The 16,315-nt window shown below is 63.1% G+C and carries 13 protein-coding genes; 8 read left to right on the top strand and 5 right to left on the bottom strand.

Annotated elements, in window-relative coordinates; genetic code table 11:
• Window positions 1-4: 4 nt before the first annotated feature.
• From fadA to ACPZMI_RS18525, 5 genes are all read left to right on the top strand, one after another.
• Window positions 5-1,180 carry an acetyl-CoA C-acyltransferase FadA gene (fadA, locus tag ACPZMI_RS18545; protein WP_186708386.1) on the top strand — a complete coding sequence of 392 codons (1,176 nt, stop codon included), beginning with the start codon at window positions 5-7 and terminating at the stop codon, window positions 1,178-1,180.
• Window positions 1,181-1,259: 79 nt separating this feature from the next.
• Window positions 1,260-1,511 (top strand): DUF1653 domain-containing protein, encoded by a 252-nt coding sequence (locus ACPZMI_RS18540; RefSeq protein WP_186708384.1) that lies wholly within the window; start codon window positions 1,260-1,262, stop codon window positions 1,509-1,511.
• Between the two features lie 100 nt (window positions 1,512-1,611).
• The gene (gene topA, locus ACPZMI_RS18535; protein ID WP_186708382.1) at window positions 1,612-4,221 is read left to right on the top strand and encodes a type I DNA topoisomerase; all 2,610 of its coding nucleotides are present in this window, start codon (window positions 1,612-1,614) and stop codon (window positions 4,219-4,221) included.
• Window positions 4,222-4,310: 89 nt separating this feature from the next.
• Window positions 4,311-4,832 carry a DUF6586 family protein gene (locus tag ACPZMI_RS18530; protein WP_186666314.1) on the top strand — a complete coding sequence of 174 codons (522 nt, stop codon included), beginning with the start codon at window positions 4,311-4,313 and terminating at the stop codon, window positions 4,830-4,832.
• Between the two features lie 51 nt (window positions 4,833-4,883).
• On the top strand, window positions 4,884-5,117 hold the full coding sequence (locus ACPZMI_RS18525) for a hypothetical protein (protein WP_186666313.1): 234 nt from the start codon (window positions 4,884-4,886) through the stop codon (window positions 5,115-5,117).
• Between the two features lie 49 nt (window positions 5,118-5,166).
• Here ACPZMI_RS18525 and sulA read toward each other — a convergent pair whose 3' ends face one another.
• Together sulA and lexA are read right to left on the bottom strand one after the other, a co-directional pair.
• On the bottom strand, window positions 5,167-5,643 hold the full coding sequence (gene sulA / locus ACPZMI_RS18520) for an SOS-induced cell division inhibitor SulA (protein WP_186666312.1): 477 nt from the start codon (window positions 5,641-5,643) through the stop codon (window positions 5,167-5,169).
• 13 nt (window positions 5,644-5,656) lie between these two features.
• Window positions 5,657-6,265 carry a transcriptional repressor LexA gene (lexA, locus tag ACPZMI_RS18515; RefSeq protein ID WP_054894445.1) on the bottom strand — a complete coding sequence of 203 codons (609 nt, stop codon included), beginning with the start codon at window positions 6,263-6,265 and terminating at the stop codon, window positions 5,657-5,659.
• Window positions 6,266-6,506: 241 nt separating this feature from the next.
• On the opposite strand from lexA, the gene ACPZMI_RS18510 reads away from it, so the two are divergent.
• From ACPZMI_RS18510 to nagZ, 3 genes are read left to right on the top strand one after another with little or no spacing between them, the layout of a single operon-like run.
• Window positions 6,507-7,220, top strand: a complete 714-nt coding sequence (locus tag ACPZMI_RS18510; RefSeq protein ID WP_426352787.1) for a TetR/AcrR family transcriptional regulator — start codon at window positions 6,507-6,509, stop codon at window positions 7,218-7,220.
• A gap of 40 nt (window positions 7,221-7,260) precedes the next feature.
• The gene (locus ACPZMI_RS18505) at window positions 7,261-7,782 is read left to right on the top strand and encodes a L,D-transpeptidase (RefSeq protein ID WP_186719916.1); all 522 of its coding nucleotides are present in this window, start codon (window positions 7,261-7,263) and stop codon (window positions 7,780-7,782) included.
• Between the two features lie 25 nt (window positions 7,783-7,807).
• Complete coding sequence (nagZ, locus tag ACPZMI_RS18500; RefSeq protein WP_426352812.1) at window positions 7,808-8,806, top strand: beta-N-acetylhexosaminidase; 999 nt, start codon at window positions 7,808-7,810, stop codon at window positions 8,804-8,806.
• A 31-nt stretch (window positions 8,807-8,837) separates the two neighbouring features.
• Here nagZ and ACPZMI_RS18495 read toward each other — a convergent pair whose 3' ends face one another.
• The 3 genes from ACPZMI_RS18495 to mfd are packed head-to-tail and all read right to left on the bottom strand — an operon-like array spanning window position 8,838 to window position 16,184.
• Complete coding sequence (locus ACPZMI_RS18495) at window positions 8,838-12,146, bottom strand: DEAD/DEAH box helicase (protein ID WP_483407405.1); 3,309 nt, start codon at window positions 12,144-12,146, stop codon at window positions 8,838-8,840.
• A 3-nt stretch (window positions 12,147-12,149) separates the two neighbouring features.
• Entirely contained in the window at window positions 12,150-12,725 is a 576-nt protein-coding gene (locus ACPZMI_RS18490) for a CsiV family protein (RefSeq protein ID WP_186708374.1), read from the bottom strand.
• Window positions 12,726-12,734: 9 nt separating this feature from the next.
• Window positions 12,735-16,184, bottom strand: a complete 3,450-nt coding sequence (mfd, locus tag ACPZMI_RS18485) for a transcription-repair coupling factor (RefSeq protein ID WP_186666304.1) — start codon at window positions 16,182-16,184, stop codon at window positions 12,735-12,737.
• Window positions 16,185-16,315: the final 131 nt, after the last annotated feature.

Raw genomic sequence — 16,315 nt, 5'->3', positions numbered from 1 at the left:
TGATATGAGCCTGAATCCAAGAGACGTGGTGATTGTCGACTTCGGTCGCACGCCGATGGGCCGTTCCAAGGGTGGCATGCACCGCAACACCCGCGCCGAAGACATGTCGGCGCACCTGATCAGCAAGCTGCTGGAGCGCAACGACAAGGTCGATCCGAAGGAAGTCGAGGATGTGATCTGGGGCTGCGTCAACCAGACCCTGGAGCAGGGTTGGAACATCGCGCGCATGGCGTCGCTGATGACCCCGATCCCGCACACCTCCGCCGCCCAGACCGTCAGCCGCCTGTGCGGCTCGTCGATGAGCGCGCTGCACACCGCTGCCCAGGCGATCATGACCGGCAACGGCGATGTATTCGTGGTCGGTGGTGTCGAGCACATGGGGCACGTCAGCATGATGCACGGCGTCGACCCGAACCCGCACCTGTCCTTGCACGCCGCCAAGGCTTCCGGGATGATGGGCCTGACTGCGGAGATGCTCGGCAAGATGCACGGCATCACCCGTGAGCAGCAGGACCTGTTCGGTCTGCGTTCGCACCAGTTGGCTCACAAGGCCACCGTCGAAGGCAAGTTCAAGGATGAGATCATCCCGATGCAGGGCTATGACGAGAACGGCTTCCTCAAGGTCTTTGACTACGACGAAACCATTCGTCCCGAGACCACCCTCGAGGGCCTCGCTGCGCTCAAGCCGGCGTTCAACCCCAAGGGTGGCACTGTCACCGCCGGTACCTCGTCGCAGATCACCGACGGTGCCTCGTGCATGATCGTCATGTCCGGCCAGCGTGCCATGGACCTCGGTATCCAGCCATTGGCCGTGATTCGTTCGATGGCAGTAGCCGGTGTGGATCCGGCGATCATGGGTTATGGCCCGGTGCCTTCGACTCAGAAAGCCCTCAAGCGCGCGGGTCTGACCATCGCCGACATCGATTTCTTCGAGCTCAACGAAGCCTTCGCCGCACAGGCCCTGCCAGTGCTGAAGGATCTGAAAGTGCTCGACAAGATGGATGAGAAGGTTAACCTGCACGGCGGCGCCATCGCCCTGGGCCACCCGTTTGGTTGCTCCGGTGCACGGATTTCCGGCACCCTGCTCAACGTCATGAAGCAGAATGGCGGTACGCTGGGTGTAGCGACCATGTGTGTCGGCCTGGGTCAGGGCATCACCACTGTCTTCGAACGCGTCTGATCGCTTCGCGGGACAGCAGCCGGGGCCTTGTGCCCCGGTTTTTTGTTTTTTACAGGATTTGTTCAAGAGGGTGAGCAGCATGCAGATACAACCAGGCGTATACCGGCATTACAAAGGGCCTGAGTACCGTGTCTTCAGCGTTGCGCGGCACTCGGAGAGCGAAGAGTGGATGGTGTTCTACCAATGCCTGTATGGTGACTATGGGTTCTGGGTACGTCCACTTTCGATGTTCCAGGAGTCGGTCGAGGTTGACGGCGAGCAGGTGCCACGCTTTGCTTTGGTCAAGGCCGAAGAGGGGCTTGCGGCACTGGCCGGGAAGCCCTGCGAGTGATCGACCGCGCTTGACCTCACTCTTTTGCCACTATATATAGCGGTGCCGCGTCCGGCACCTGACGCGTTTTTCATCTTCAGATTCAGGAATACTCCGATCCATGGGCAAATCGCTGGTCATTGTGGAATCCCCGGCCAAGGCCAAGACCATCAACAAGTACCTGGGCAGCCAGTACGTGGTGAAGTCGAGTATCGGCCACATCCGAGACCTCCCCACCAGCGGTTCGGCCAGTACGGCCAAGGAACCGGCGGCCAAGCGCGGCAAGACCGCGGGTGAGGCTCCGGCGCTGACGCCAAAGGAGAAAGCCCGGCGCCAGTTGGTGGCGCGCATGGGAGTCGACCCGGAGGCCGGCTGGAAAGCCAAGTACGAGATCCTTCCCGGCAAGGAGAAGGTGATCGATGAGCTGCGCCGCCTGGCCAAGGATGCCGACACCATCTATCTCGCAACCGACTTGGATCGCGAGGGGGAAGCCATTGCCTGGCACCTGCGCGAAGCCATCGGGGGAGATGACAGCCGTTACAAGCGCGTGGTGTTCAACGAAATCACCAAGAAGGCCATCCAGGAGGCTTTTTCGCAGCCTGGCGACCTGGATATCGCTCGGGTCAACGCCCAGCAGGCGCGGCGCTTCCTCGATCGCGTGGTGGGCTACATGGTTTCGCCGCTGCTGTGGTCCAAGATCGCCCGTGGCCTGTCTGCCGGTCGTGTGCAATCGGTAGCAGTGAAACTGGTGGTCGAGCGTGAGCGCGAGATCCGTGCGTTCAATCCCGAGGAGTATTGGGAGGTCCATGCTGACCTGGGTACTGCGAAGAACGCCAAGGTGCGCTTCGAAGTGGCGCGCGAGAACGGCGAAGCCTTCAAGCCGTTGAACGAAGCGCAGGCCATGGCGGCGCTGGAGAAGCTCAAGGCTTCCAGCTACAGCGTGATCAAGCGTGAGGATCGCCCGACCAGCAGCAAGCCGTCGGCGCCCTTCATCACCTCGACCTTGCAGCAGGCGGCAAGCAATCGCCTGGGCTTCGGGGTAAAGAAGACCATGATGATGGCCCAGCGTCTGTATGAAGCCGGTTACATCACCTATATGCGTACCGACTCGACCAACCTGTCGACCGATGCCGTTGAAATGGCGCGCAGCTACATCGAAAGCGAGTTTGGCAAGCAGTACCTGCCGGCCGCTCCGGTCGTCTACGGCAGCAAGGAAGGGGCACAGGAGGCGCACGAAGCGATTCGTCCGTCCGACGTCAACACCCATCCGACCAAACTCAGCGGCATGGAACGCGATGCCGAGCGCCTGTACGAGCTGATCTGGCGCCAGTTCCTGGCCTGCCAGATGCCACCGGCGCAGTACCTGTCCACGAGCGTCACCGTGGCGGCTGGCAACTTCGAGTTGCGTGCCAAGGGGCGTATTCTCAAGTTCGACGGTTACACCCGCGTATTGCCTCAGCAGGCCAAGCCGGGCGAGGACGACGTGCTACCGGAAATGGGGCAGGGCGAGACGCTCAAGTTGATCCAGCTCGATCCGAGCCAGCATTTCACCAAGCCGCCAGCGCGCTTCACTGAAGCGAGCCTGGTCAAGGAAATGGAAAAGCGCGGTATCGGTCGTCCGTCGACCTATGCAGCGATCATTTCCACCATCCAGGACCGCGGTTACGTGACCCTGCACAACCGCCGCTTCTACTCCGAAAAGATGGGCGACATCGTCACCGAGCGTTTGTCGGAAAGCTTCTCTGATCTGATGGACTACGGTTTCACCGCCGGCATGGAGGAGAACCTCGATGATGTGGCCCAGGGTGAGCGTGACTGGAAGAACGTGCTCGATGAGTTCTACGGCGATTTCAGCAGAAAGCTGCTGGCGGCCGAGTCCGCCGAGAATGGCATGCGTGCCAACCAGCCGACCCTGACCAACATTCCATGCAAGGAATGTGGTCGCCCCATGATGATCCGTACCGCGTCCACCGGAGTGTTCCTCGGCTGTTCGGGCTATAGCCTGCCACCGAAAGAGCGCTGCAAGGCTACTGTGAACCTGGTGCCGGGCGACGAAATCGCGGCGGATGACGAAGGTGAGTCCGAGTCGTTGGTGCTGCGCGGCAAGCACCGCTGCCCGATCTGTTCGACGGCGATGGATGCCTATCTGCTCGACGAGAAGCACAAGCTGCATATCTGCGGTAACAACCCGGATTGTGCCGGCTACGAGATCGAGGAAGGCAGCTACCGTATCAAGGGGTACGAAGGGCCGAGCCTTGAGTGCGACAAGTGCGGCAGCGAGATGCAGCTCAAAACCGGCCGCTTCGGCAAGTTCTTCGGTTGCACCAACCCGGCGTGCAAGAACACCCGCAAGCTGCTCAAGAGCGGTGAGGCGGCGCCACCGAAGATGGACAAGGTGGAGATGCCGGAGCTCAAGTGCGAGAAGGTCGATGACACCTACGTGCTGCGTGACGGTGCCTCGGGCTTGTTCCTGGCGGCAAGCCAGTTCCCGAAGAATCGCGAGACCCGTGCGCCATTGGTGCTTGAGATCATCCCGCACAAGCACGAGATCGACCCCAAGTACCATTTCCTCTGCGATGCGCCGCAGAAGGATCCGGACGGTCGTCCGGCGGTGATCCGCTATAGCCGCAAGACCAAGGAGCAGTACGTGCAATCCGAGGTAGACGGCAAGCCGACAGGCTGGAAGGCGTTCTACGACGGCAAGGCGTGGAAGGTCGAAGACAAGCGCTGATTCTTCGGTGTTTTGATCAGGGCCGCTTTGCGGCCCTAATCATTTATGATGCAGCTATTCGCCTTGCTGCCTATGGGAGGTCATCCGAAATGGCCCAGGAACTCTACACCCGCACCAACCAGAAACTGTTCTTTGCAGGCCTGGCCCTCGAGTCCATGGCCAAGGCAGGGCAGAGCCAGGCCATGAACGCCCAGGGCCTGATCCAAGCTGAGCGCGAAGCGGCGTTGTTCCATCTGTATGGGGCGTTGCTCGGGCTGTGTCACGAGATTGCTGGTTTCTATCGCCTGCCGCAGGCGAAGGCGTCCCGTGCGGAGCTGTTGCTTGACGATGAAACGCTGAAGACCGTTGCCATTCCGGAAATGGCCGAGATGCTTGAGCTGGCACGCCAGCCGCAAACCTGGCTGGCGCAGTTGATCAAGGCTTATGCCGATTTGTTCCAACCACCGGTCGCGAAGAAAGTCGCCAAGACCGATGTCACCCAGCCGTTGATTCAGGCCGTCAATCTCGATGAAGTCGAGGAAATCGTGCTGTCTCGGGAACAGTTGGAAGAGTGGCGGCAGAACCTCAAAGGGCTTGTAAGACGTTTCCGGGAAGCGTTGAGTGAGTGCTGACAATCTGCGCGGCTGGTACACTACTCGCCTTTCGTGAACAGCAGGCCCTTTATGTCAACGTCCTTTCTAGAAATTGTCGAATTGCCTGATGGCCGGATCGAACTGCGCCGTGCCGAGGACGAGGGTTCGCTGGTTACCCTGGATTTCTCCGAAGATGCCAAGGCATTTCTTCAAGGGCAGCATGTAGAAGTGGCCAAAGCCATGCTCAGCGTTGGTGTGCAGATGGCAGGTAAATTGATCGAAGGCGACTTCGAGCGTGATGAGGGGCCGCGTGTTCTGCATTGAACACGCCAGTTGAGTCATCATTGCAGATCGTACAGGCAAAGCCTGAACATCAGCCGAGGCGGATGTTCAGGCTTTGTGCGTTTCCGCAGGTGGCGGCACGAACGAGCTGTTGGCGGATGCTGGTATTGACGTTGCCGAGCCAGCTGACCACGGTGTGACTATGGCCCAGGCGTAGCGCTTCGCAGGCCAGTTGCAGGGCGCTTTGGTTGCTTCCGGGGTGCAGCAGCAGGATGCGTTCGCGATTCAGGCCCGCCTCACGCAGCCAGGTTTGGGTGAGGCTGGCCGGCGGTGCGATCAGTGTCAGCCAGCGCGCATCATCTTCTTCGCTCAGCTCGCGCAGGATAGGGGCCAAAAGGCTCTGGCAGTGCCCTGGCGCGCCGCGCAGCGACAGTTCACTGAACAGTTCAGGTTGGCCGGGCTTGCGCGGTTCCTCTCGACTTTTCAGGCCTGGCAGTACCGGCTGTGCGAGAAAGGCTTCGAACAATGGCAATTGTGCGGGCTGCGATAAATGGGCGGACTGCTGCATGACGCCTCCTGGATCAGCGGCGAATGACGCCGACGCTCAAGCCCTCGATCACCAGCTCCTGATCTTTCAGGTCGACTTCGATGGGGGCGAATTCGGGGTTTTCGGCAATCAGCCAGACCTTGCTGCCCTCGCGCTTGAAGCGCTTGACGGTAACTTCGTCACCGATGCGGGCGACCACGATCTGGCCGTTGCGGGCTTCGCGGCAGGTGTGCACGGCGAGCAGGTCGCCGTCGACGATGCCGATATCCTTCATGCTCATGCCGTGGACGCGCAACAGGTAGTCGGCGCGGGGATGGAAGAAGGCTGGATTGATGTTGCAGGATTCCTCGATGTGCTGCTCGGCGAGGATCGGGGCACCTGCTGCAACACGACCGATGATCGGCAGGCCGCTGTCGTCAGGCTTGGCTTCGAGGCCAGGGATGCGAATGCCGCGGGAGGCGCCAGGCGTCATCTCGATGGCGCCTTTGCGCGCCAAGGCCTTGAGGTGCTCTTCGGCGGCATTGGGCGACTTGAACCCTAGCTCTTGTGCGATTTCTGCGCGGGTAGGCGGGAAACCGTTGTCTTCGAGGCAACGTTTGATGAAGGCCAGGATCTCGGCTTGGCGTGGCGTCAGTTTCAGCATGGCGAGTGGCTCTGTCTTTTTATACAGTGACTGGGATTATATACAGTACAGGGGCTGCTGCAAGCGCCACGCTTCAAGAAAATCGCCGCGATCTGCCAGGCGTTGTGCCCAGCCCTTGATATTTGTGGCTTGCAGCTTGAGCCCCGGCGCTTTAAAAAGGGCGACCGTCGGGTCACCGAACCTTGACATGCGCGTGCTTGAAACGTATGTTTCAAACAACTGTTTGTCAGGCGGATAAGTCATGGCCCAATCGGAAACCGTTGAACGCATTCTCGATGCTGCCGAGCAGCTGTTCGCGGAAAGAGGTTTCGCGGAAACTTCGTTGCGTTTGATCACCAGCAAGGCCGGGGTCAACCTGGCGGCGGTGAATTACCATTTCGGCTCCAAAAAGGCGCTTATCCAGGCGGTATTCTCGCGCTTCCTCGGTCCTTTCTGCGCCAGCCTGGAGCGTGAGCTCGAGCGCCGCCAGGCGCGCCCGGAGCAGAAGCCGACGCTCGAAGAGCTGCTGGAGATGCTGGTGGAGCAGGCCCTGGCCGTGCAACCGCGCAGCAACAACGACCTGTCGATCTTCATGCGTCTGCTGGGTCTGGCCTTCAGTCAGAGTCAGGGCCACCTGCGCCGCTACCTTGAAGACATGTACGGCAAGGTGTTCCGGCGCTACATGCTGTTGGTCAACGAAGCTGCTCCGCGTATTCCCCCCATCGAGCTGTTCTGGCGCGTGCATTTCATGCTGGGTGCCGCGGCGTTCAGCATGTCCGGTATCAAGGCGCTGCGCGCCATCGCTGAAACCGATTTTGGCATCAACACTTCGATCGAGCAGGTCATGCGCCTGATGGTGCCGTTCCTCGCCGCCGGCATGCGTGCCGATACCGGGGTGACCGACGAGGCCATGGCGGCCGCGCAACTGCGACCACGCAGCAAGAGCGCAGTCAGCGCTGCGCCAGCCAAGGCTTGAGCACTGGGCGCAGCAGGGCGCTTCGGCTAAGCTAGCGCCCATGCCCGACCTTGATTTCCTGCACATCTCCCTCGCAGACCAACGTCTTTACGGATTTTTCCGGGGGACGTTGTGCGTGCGCCTGGATGTTTCCACTGCGCGTCTGGGAGCGGGTGAACTCAAGGGTTCCGGCTGCACACCGCGTGGCCTGCATCAGGTCAGGGCGAAGATCGGCGCTGGATTGCCGCAAGGGGCTGTGCTCCGCAGCCGACGCTGGACCGGCGAAGTCTGGTCGTGCGCTCTGCATGAGCAATTTCCAGGCCGAGACTGGATCCTCACCCGAATCCTCTGGCTCAGTGGCTGCGAACCGGGCGTCAACCGCCTGGGTCGAGTCGATACCTTTAGTCGTTACATTTACCTGCACGGCACGCCGGACAGCGAACCGCTGGGCGTGCCGTTGTCCCATGGCTGCGTGCGCCTGCGCAACCGCGAGCTGTCGGATCTGTTCGAGCGCGTACCGCTCCATTGTCCGGTGCGCATAGACGAGGCTGCCTGCCCGCAATGGGCCTCTCTGGATATTTAATGAAGGACACCCTATGACTGCCAGCCTGCAAGGCTCCCTGATGGTGGATATCGCCGGTCAATGGTTGACCCCCGAGGATCGTCACCTCCTGCGCCAGCCCGAAGTGGCCGGTCTGATCATCTTTGCCCGTAACATCGATAGCCCACGCCAGGTGCGCGAGCTGTGCGCCTCGATCCGTGCTATTCGTCCTGACCTGATCCTGGCGGTCGATCAGGAAGGTGGTCGGGTCCAGCGTCTGCGCCAGGGCTTCGTACGTTTGCCCGCCATGCGTGCCATCGCCGACAACGCCAACGCCGATTACCTGGCCGAACAATGCGGTTGGCTGATGGCGACCGAAGTTCTCGCGGTCGGCCTGGACCTGAGCTTTGCGCCGGTGCTGGACCTCGATCACCAGCGCAGCGCGGTGGTTGGTAGTCGTGCCTTCGAGGGCGATCCACAGCGCGCCACGCAACTGGCCGGTGCTTTTATTCGTGGCATGAACGCCGCAGGCATGGCGGCCTGTGGCAAGCACTTCCCGGGGCACGGTTGGGCCGAGGCCGACTCGCACGTGGCGATCCCGACCGATGAGCGCAGCCTGGCGCAATTGCGCGAGGCTGACCTGGTGCCGTTCACCCGCCTCAGTGGGCAACTGGCAGCGGTGATGCCGGCCCATGTGATCTACCCCCAGGTCGACAACCAGCCGGCAGGTTTCTCGCGGCGCTGGCTGCAGGACATCCTGCGTGGTGAGCTGGGCTTCGAGGGGGTGATCTTCAGTGACGACCTGTCCATGGCCGGTGCGCATGTGGTGGGCGATGCGGCCAATCGCATCGAGGCGGCGTTGAGCGCCGGTTGCGACATGGGCCTGGTGTGCAATGACCGGGCGGCGGCGGAGCTTGCACTGAGCGCGGCGCAGCGCTTGAAGGTGCGGCCTTCGCCACGTATCGCCGGCATGCGCGGGCGGGGCTTTGCGCGCACCGACTACCGGCAGCAGCCGCGTTGGCTCGAGGCGCTGGGGGCTTTGAAGGACGCGCAGTTGGTGGATTGACCGGGGTGTCTGCGAAGTAGGCGCCCCGTATTCAGCGCCCTCGCTTGCCCGGCAACGGCGCGAACAGTGCTTCGATCTCGTCATCCCCGAGCCGCCACTGACCGGCCTGCCCACCATCGAGCAGGCCGGCCGCGAGGGCGGCTTTCTCTTGCTGCAACTGCTGGATCTTTTCTTCCACCGTGCCGCGGGTGATCAGCTTGTAGACGAACACCGGCTTGTCCTGACCGATGCGGTAGGCGCGGTCGGTTGCCTGGTTCTCGCTGGCCGGGTTCCACCAGGGATCGTAGTGAATCACCGTGTCGGCAGCGGTCAGGTTCAGGCCAGTACCGCCGGCCTTGAGGCTGATCAGGAACACTTCGCTGTCGCCGCTCTGGAACTGTTGAACCGGCGCGCGGCGGTCGCGGGTGTCTCCGGTCAGCAGGCTGTAGCGAATGTCGCGCTTTTCCAGCTCCTGTTCGATCAGTGCGAGCATCGAGGTGAACTGGGAGAACAGCAACACTCGGCGGCCTTCACTGAGCAGTTCCTCGAGCATTTCCATCAAGCTGCCCAGCTTGCCCTTGTCGGCTTGATTGCCCTTGGCTTCCACGCCCTTGACCAGGCGCAGGTCGCAGCACACCTGGCGAAGCTTGAGCAGGGCATCGAGGATGACGATCTGGCTGCGTGAGGCGCCGTTACGGGCGATTTCATCGCGCACCTTCTTGTCCATCGCCACGCGCACGGTTTCGTAGGTGTCACGCTGTGCATCGCTGAGGTCCACCCAGTGAACCATCTCGCTCTTGGCCGGCAGCTCGCGGGCCACCTGCTCCTTGCTGCGGCGCAGCAGGAAAGGGCGGACCCGGCTGGCCAGGTGGGCCAGGCGCTCGCGGTCGCCATGACGTTCGATGGGGGTGCGGTAATCCTGGTTGAAACGTTTCTGATCGCCCAGCCAGCCGGGCATCAGGAAGTGGAAAATCGACCATAGCTCACCCAGGTTGTTCTCCATGGGCGTGCCGGTCAGGCACAGGCGCTGGTTGGCCTGCAGCTCCCGGGCGGCCTGGGCGGCCTTGCTGGTGCTGCTCTTGATGTTCTGTGCTTCGTCCAGCACCAGCACGTGCCAGGCTTGGGCCTGCAGTTGCTCGAGGTCGCGTGGCAGCAGGGCGTACGTGGTCAGGATCAGGTCGTACTCGTGCAGTGCGCCGAAGAACCGGGTGCGGCCCGGGCCGTGAAGGGCCAGGACACGCAGGTCGGGTGCGAAGCGCTGGGCTTCGTCCAGCCAGTTGGGCACAAGGCTGGTGGGCATCACTGCCAGGGCGGGATGGGCCAGGCGCCCGGCTTCTTTTTCCAGCAGCAGGTGGGCAAGGGTCTGCAGGGTCTTGCCCAGGCCCATGTCGTCGCCGAGGATGCCGCCGGTGCCCATCTCGCGCAGGGCCTGCAGCCAGTTCAGGCCCTGCTGCTGGTAGGGGCGCAAGGTCGCGGCCAGGCCTTTGGGTGGCTCGACCTCCAAATCGCGCGCATCGCGCAGGCGTCGACCCAGGTCACGCAGTTGTTCGCCACCTTCCCATTGCAGGGGCAGGTGCTCGATATCGTTAAGGCGTGCGGCATCGGCGCGTTCCATGCGCAGCGTCGGGCCGGTGCCATCCTCGTGCAGGTACAGCTCGCCGAGGGTGCCCATGACTGCCTTGATCCGCCCGTAGGGCAAGGCGACACGCATGGCCGGACTGTCCAGGCGGCCGCGGTTGAGGTCGATCAACAGGTGTTCATCGTCGCCGCGCCGCGCAAGTTCGCTGGGGCGCAGCAGTTCGGGGCTGCTGCGCAGCAACTGCAGGACAATCGGCAGCAGGCTGTGGCGCTGGCCGTCGACGACGATGCCCAGTTCCAGGTCGAACCATTCGTGGCCGGGGGCTTCCTGAATGTTGGCGTACCAGTCTTCCACGTCGTGGAGGTTGAAGGCGAAGTCGCGGTGGACATCCACCTTCCAGCCTGCCTCGCGTAGTCGCAGCAGCTCTTCGCGGGCAAAACGCAGCCAGGTTTCGTCGTCGGGCAGTTGGAACATCTCGCCGGCGCTGTCGGGCAGCGCCTTGCTCTGGCGCGTGGCAGGCTTGAAACCGAGCTTTCGCAGGGTGTCGCGCAGGCGTTTTTCATGCTGCGGCTGGCGGCGAATGCGTTGGCTGGTGCTGTCTACCAGGCGGCTCAGCGGCTTGTCGTCGGGGCCGCTGGTGCGCAACCCGTCGTAGTCGAACGAGAGCGCGGCGCGGTGTTGCATTTGGCGCTGCATGCGTCCGGTCTTGGGCATGTAGGCGCTGAATTCGAGGCTGCCAAGGGTCAGGTGGGGGATGGGCTCGATGTTGTCGAGCAGTTCCTGCTTCACCGTTGTTGGGGTTGGCAGTTGGTGGTTCAGGGCGTTGAGTTTGTGGCTGAGTGGCACGATCAGGTGTTCCGGTACATCGGGTGCGAGCGACAGCTGGATGGCGGTGTGCGGGTCGAGACTGTGGACGACGGTACCGACTTCTCTGGTCATGACATCGAAGTAAAACAACGGCACCAGCGGCAGGACGCAAAGCAGCGGTTTGTCGGCGCTGTACCACATGCCGCGGTATTCGCCGCTGTCCAGGCGCACCCAGCGAAATTCCGCCTGGCGCTCCTGGCCGCGGCGCAGCAGCGGCAATTCTTCCATGAACATCAGGCGTCCGGTTTCCAGCACCCGTTGCAGTAGCTCGCCGCCTTCCTGGCCCTTGAGCACGTAGCCGCGCTCCTGGCCGTAGGGTGCGTTCTGTGCCGACAACTGGCGCAGGATGCGCAGATCTTCTTCCTTGACGAACTTGGGCGGCTCGTAGAGCAGTTCGTACAGCGAGTGCACCCGGCTGTAGCGTATGCCGTCATCGCTGCGAGTGCCCTTGCGAACGCGCAGGGCGCAGCCCTGATCGCCCAGCAACATGAGCTGGTAGCAGACCATGCGTCCGCGTTTGTCTTCGCCAGGCTGGTGGGTGCTGGGGCGTTGCTCAAGGCCCTGCAGCCAGTGTTGCAGGTGATGGGGCAGGTGATCGCTGGCCGCCGGTTGTGCCGTATGGCGGTGGGCGAGCGTGTAGAGCACGGCGGCGCAGTGCTTGCAATTCTCGCCGACCGGGCAGGTGCACTGACCGCGAACATGGCAGTGTCCGGCGGAGGTGAAGGTGATGATGATCCGTTGACGATAACGGCTGTCGCCGCTGCCGCTGCAGGTTGCCTCGATGCGCGCATCGCCGTGGGAGAGGATCTCTACCCTGCCTTGCTCGGCATAGCGTTCACCACGCTGCAGGGCACCGGCGTCGAATTCGCGCTTCCAGCTTGGATTTTCCGCAACCTGCTTCTGCACGTCACTCACGTGTCACTGCTCCATCATTTCCGGATCCAGTGTCGGCAGCTTGCGCATCCCGGCCGGTGCAACCTTGATCAACAGCGCCAGGTGCCCGCCGTCGAGGAAGGTCAGCTGGCCGTTCTTCACATTGCTGTTGCTTTGCTTGAATTGCTCGCTGCGCAGCACGCTGCCGTTGCCGTCCAGTTCGTTGACCCAGAAGTTGGCCTCGATGCGCGTGAAGCGGCCCTCGGCGATGCTCAGGTTGCCCTCGATGGGGAAGTGCCCGAACTGCTCGTCGCCTGCGCCCACGGCAATGCGGCTGGGCTCGCTGCCCACCTGCTGCTGCCAGGCCTTGTGCAGCAGCACAGTGTAGTCGGCAGTGGCTTGCAGGCGGGTGGCTTCGTCAGCCAGTGCCAGCGGGCGCTCGGCGTCCTTGGCCAGGCGCGGCGCGCCGGCGCTCCAGTTTTCGGGGGCGAACGGGCTGGTCACGGCAGGCACGGCGTTCTGCCGCAGGAGGAGGATTTCCACCTGATAAGGGCCTTCGGCGAAGGCCGTTACTGGCGCGATGAGCGTCAGCAACAAGGTCAGGCAACGAATGGCGCGCATGGAGCTTCCTTAATTTGACTGTGGGGCCAGGCGCTCGAACAGCGCCTCCAGGGTATTGAAGCGTTCTTCCGGGCGTTCCATCGGCACCAGGAAGCGGAACTGGGTCGCGCCTTCGAACTTATAGCGCTTGGGCTGGCCCTGGATCAGTTTGATCAGGGTCAGCGGATCGACCGGTGTTTCGGCCTCGAACTCAAGCTTGCCGCCATTGGGGCCGGCATCGACCTTCTTGATGCCAAGCTTCTCGGCCTGCAGCTTGAGCAGCGTCAGGCGCATGAGGTTCTTGGTCGGCTCGGGCAGCAGGCCGAAGCGGTCGATCATCTCCACTTGCAGGTCCTTGAGCCCTTCTTCGTCGGCCGCCGAGGCGATGCGCTTGTACAGGATCAGGCGGGCGTGCACATCGGGCAGGTAGTCTTCGGGGATCAGCGCCGGCAAGCGCAGGTTGATCTCCGGGCCGCCGCCCAGTGGTTGCTCGAGATTGGGTTGGGTGCCCTTGCGGATCGCCTTGACCGCACGTTCGAGCATTTCCATGTAGAGAGTGAAGCCCACCGCCTGGATCTGCCCGCTCTGGCCTTCGCCGAGCAACTCGCCGGCGCCGCGGATCTCCAGGTCGTTGGTGGCCAGCACGAAGCCTGCGCCCAGGTCCTGGGTGTTGGCGATCGCCTCCAGGCGCTTTTCGGCATCGCCGCTGATCTGTTGGCGGGGCGGGGTGAGCAGGTAGGCGTAGGCCTGGTGGTGGCTGCGTCCGACCCGGCCGCGCAGCTGGTGCAACTGGGCCAGGCCGAACTTGTCGGCACGTTCGATGACGATGGTGTTGGCGCTAGGGACGTCGATACCGGTCTCGATGATGGTCGAGGCGATCAGCACGTTGAAGCGCTTGTGGTAGAAATCGCTCATCACCTGTTCGAGTTCGCGCTCGCGCATCTGCCCGTGGCCAATGCCGATGCGGGCCTCGGGCACCAGTTCGGCGAGGTCGGCGGCGCATTTCTCGATGGTCTTCACATCGTTGTGCAGGTAATAGACCTGACCGCCACGCAGCAGCTCACGCAGCAGCGCTTCCTTGACCGTGCTCTTGTTCTGCTCCATGACGAAGGTGCGCACCGACAGGCGTCGCGCCGGCGGAGTGGCGATGATCGACAGGTCGCGCATGCCGGCCACGGCCATGTTCAGGGTGCGCGGGATTGGCGTGGCGGTGAGGGTGAGGATGTCCACCTCGCTGCGCAGCGCCTTGAGCTGTTCTTTCTGGCGTACGCCGAAACGGTGCTCTTCGTCGATGATCGCCAGGCCCAGGTCCTTGAAGCGTACGTCGTCCTGCAGCAGCTTGTGGGTGCCGATGAGGATGTCGATCTTGCCTTCGGCAAGGTCTGCGGCGGCGGCGGCCACTTCCTTGGCGGACTTGAAGCGGCTCATCACTTCGACTGTCACCGGCCAGTCGGCAAAGCGATCGCGGAAGCTGTTGTAGTGTTGCTGGGCGAGCAGGGTGGTGGGGACCAGGACCGCGACCTGGCGACCGCTGTGCACCGCGATGAAGGCTGCGCGCATGGCCACTTCAGTCTTGCCGAAGCCGACATCGCCACAGACCAGTCGGTCCATGGGCTTGGCCGCAAGCATGTCGAGGCGCACGGCCTCGATGGCGGCCTGCTGGTCGGGCGTCTCCTCGAACGGGAAGCCGGCGCTGAAGGTGGCGTAGTCGGCGGCCGGGTCGGCGAAGGCGTAGCCCTTGCGCGCAGCACGGCGGGCATAGATGTCGAGCAGCTCGGCGGCCACGTCGCGCACCTGTTCGGCGGCCTTGCGCTTGGCCTTCTGCCAGGCTTCGGAGCCAAGTCGGTGCAGTGGCGCCAGGGCGTCGTCGCTGCCGGTATAGCGGGCGATCAGGTGCAGGTTGGCCACCGGCACATAGAGCTTGGCGCCCTCGGCGTATTCCAGGGTGAGGAACTCGGCGGCCTGGCCGTCGATTTCCAGGGTGGCCAGGCCCAGATAGCGGCCCACGCCGTGATCGATGTGCACCACAGGGGCGCCTTCGCGCAGCTCGGTGAGGTTCTTGATCACTGCGTCGTTGGCCGCTTCGCCGCGCTTGTCGCGACGTCGGCGCTGCATCACGCGCTGGCCGAACAACGGGCTTTCAGCCACAAGGGCCAGGCTCGGGTCATCCAGCAGCAGGCCGTCATCGAGCGGGGCGATGGTGATCGCCAGGCGCTCGCTGCCAGTGATGAAATCGTCCCAGCCCTCGACGGTGTGCGGGCGCAGCTTCAGGCGTTCGAGCAGCTCCAGCAGTACCTCGCGGCGGCCTGCCGATTCGGCGGTGAACAGCACGCGGCCGGGGAACTGGTCGAGGAAGTTCGACAGCTCAGCCAGCGGCTGGTTGGCCTTGGCCTCGATGGCAAGGTTGGGCAGGGCGCGGGCCGGGAAGCGCTCGCGGCCCGCGCCTGGCTCGAGTTCGTCGGCGCTGACCACCACGCGCGGCCATTGCTTGAGGCGGGCGAAGCAGTCCTCGACCGGCATGAACAGCTCGGCCGGTGGCAGCAAGGGGCGGCTGAGGTCGCCGCGGCGCTCTTCGTAGCGCCCGCGTACGTCGTTCCAGAAGTGTTCGGCGGCCTGTTCGACACCGGGCAGGGAGAATACCTGGGTATCTGCCGGCAGGTAGTCGAAGAGTGTCGCGGTCTCTTCGAAGAACAGTGGCAGATAGTATTCGATGCCGGCCGGGATGATGCCGCTGGTCAGGTCCTGGAAGATCGCACTGCGCCGGAAGTCGACGTCGAAGCGCTCTCGGAAACGGGCCTTGAAGCGTGTCACCTCATCCTTGTGCATAGGGAATTCGCGGGCCGGCAGCAGGCGGATCGAGTCGACCTTGTCGACCGAGCGCTGGGTCTCCGGGTCGAAGGTGCGCAGGGTCTCGATCTCGTCGTCGAACAAGTCGATGCGATACGGCGCCTTGCTGCCCATGGGGAACAGGTCGATCAGCGCGCCGCGCACGGCAAATTCACCATGCTCGTAGACCGTGTCGACGCAGCGGTAGCCGCTGGCTTCCAGGCGGGTGCGCATCTGCTCGACGTCGATCTTCTGGCCCACGTCCAGCACCAGGCTGCTGCCCAGCAGGAAGCGGGTCGGGGCCAGGCGGTGCAGGGCGGTGGTGATCGGCACTACGAGAATGCCGTGGTCCAGCTCAGGCAGTCGGTAGAGGCTGGCAATGCGCTGGGAGATGATGTCCTGATGCGGCGAGAACAGGTCGTAGGGCAGCGTTTCCCAGTCGGGGAACGGCAGCACCGGGAGCTGCGGGGCGAAGAAACGCAGCTCCTGTTCCAGGCGGTCGGCGGCCTGGCTGTCGGCAGTCAGCAGCAGGGTAAAGCGCCCGGCGCTGCTGGCGGCCTCGGCGATGGCGAGACTGAGGGCGGCACCGGGCAGGTTGCCCCAGGTTTGTTTGCCGGCCGTGGCCGACAGTTGCGGAAGGCGCAGAACTGACACGGAAGATCCGACTCCAAGCGTTGCGGCAAAGAGGTCAATTGTACCGGCGACGCTGCTCGCTGTCAGGCTCGAAAGGCCATGGCGGCTGGCTTTGCGGGTAGCGACAGGCGCTCATTGCCCGATACGCATCG

It is taken from the genome of Pseudomonas wayambapalatensis (assembly GCF_049942315.1).
In the GTDB taxonomy this organism is placed as follows: Bacteria; Pseudomonadota; Gammaproteobacteria; order Pseudomonadales; family Pseudomonadaceae; genus Aquipseudomonas; species Aquipseudomonas wayambapalatensis.
Note: the sequence above shows the minus strand (reverse complement) of the source record. Positions and strands in the feature narration are given on the sequence as shown.

Bases quoted from the DNA above. Each gene is read 5' to 3' on its own strand.
- fadA (WP_186708386.1), top strand. From the start codon at position 5: ATGAGCCTGAATCCAAGAGACGTGGTGATTGTCGACTTCGGTCGCACG.
- ACPZMI_RS18540 (WP_186708384.1), top strand. From the start codon at position 1,260: ATGCAGATACAACCAGGCGTATACCGGCATTACAAAGGGCCTGAGTAC.
- topA (WP_186708382.1), top strand. From the start codon at position 1,612: ATGGGCAAATCGCTGGTCATTGTGGAATCCCCGGCCAAGGCCAAGACC.
- ACPZMI_RS18530 (WP_186666314.1), top strand. From the start codon at position 4,311: ATGGCCCAGGAACTCTACACCCGCACCAACCAGAAACTGTTCTTTGCA.
- ACPZMI_RS18525 (WP_186666313.1), top strand. From the start codon at position 4,884: ATGTCAACGTCCTTTCTAGAAATTGTCGAATTGCCTGATGGCCGGATC.
- sulA (WP_186666312.1), bottom strand. From the start codon at position 5,643: ATGCAGCAGTCCGCCCATTTATCGCAGCCCGCACAATTGCCATTGTTC.
- lexA (WP_054894445.1), bottom strand. From the start codon at position 6,265: ATGCTGAAACTGACGCCACGCCAAGCCGAGATCCTGGCCTTCATCAAA.
- ACPZMI_RS18510 (WP_426352787.1), top strand. From the start codon at position 6,507: ATGGCCCAATCGGAAACCGTTGAACGCATTCTCGATGCTGCCGAGCAG.
- ACPZMI_RS18505 (WP_186719916.1), top strand. From the start codon at position 7,261: ATGCCCGACCTTGATTTCCTGCACATCTCCCTCGCAGACCAACGTCTT.
- ACPZMI_RS18490 (WP_186708374.1), bottom strand. From the start codon at position 12,725: ATGCGCGCCATTCGTTGCCTGACCTTGTTGCTGACGCTCATCGCGCCA.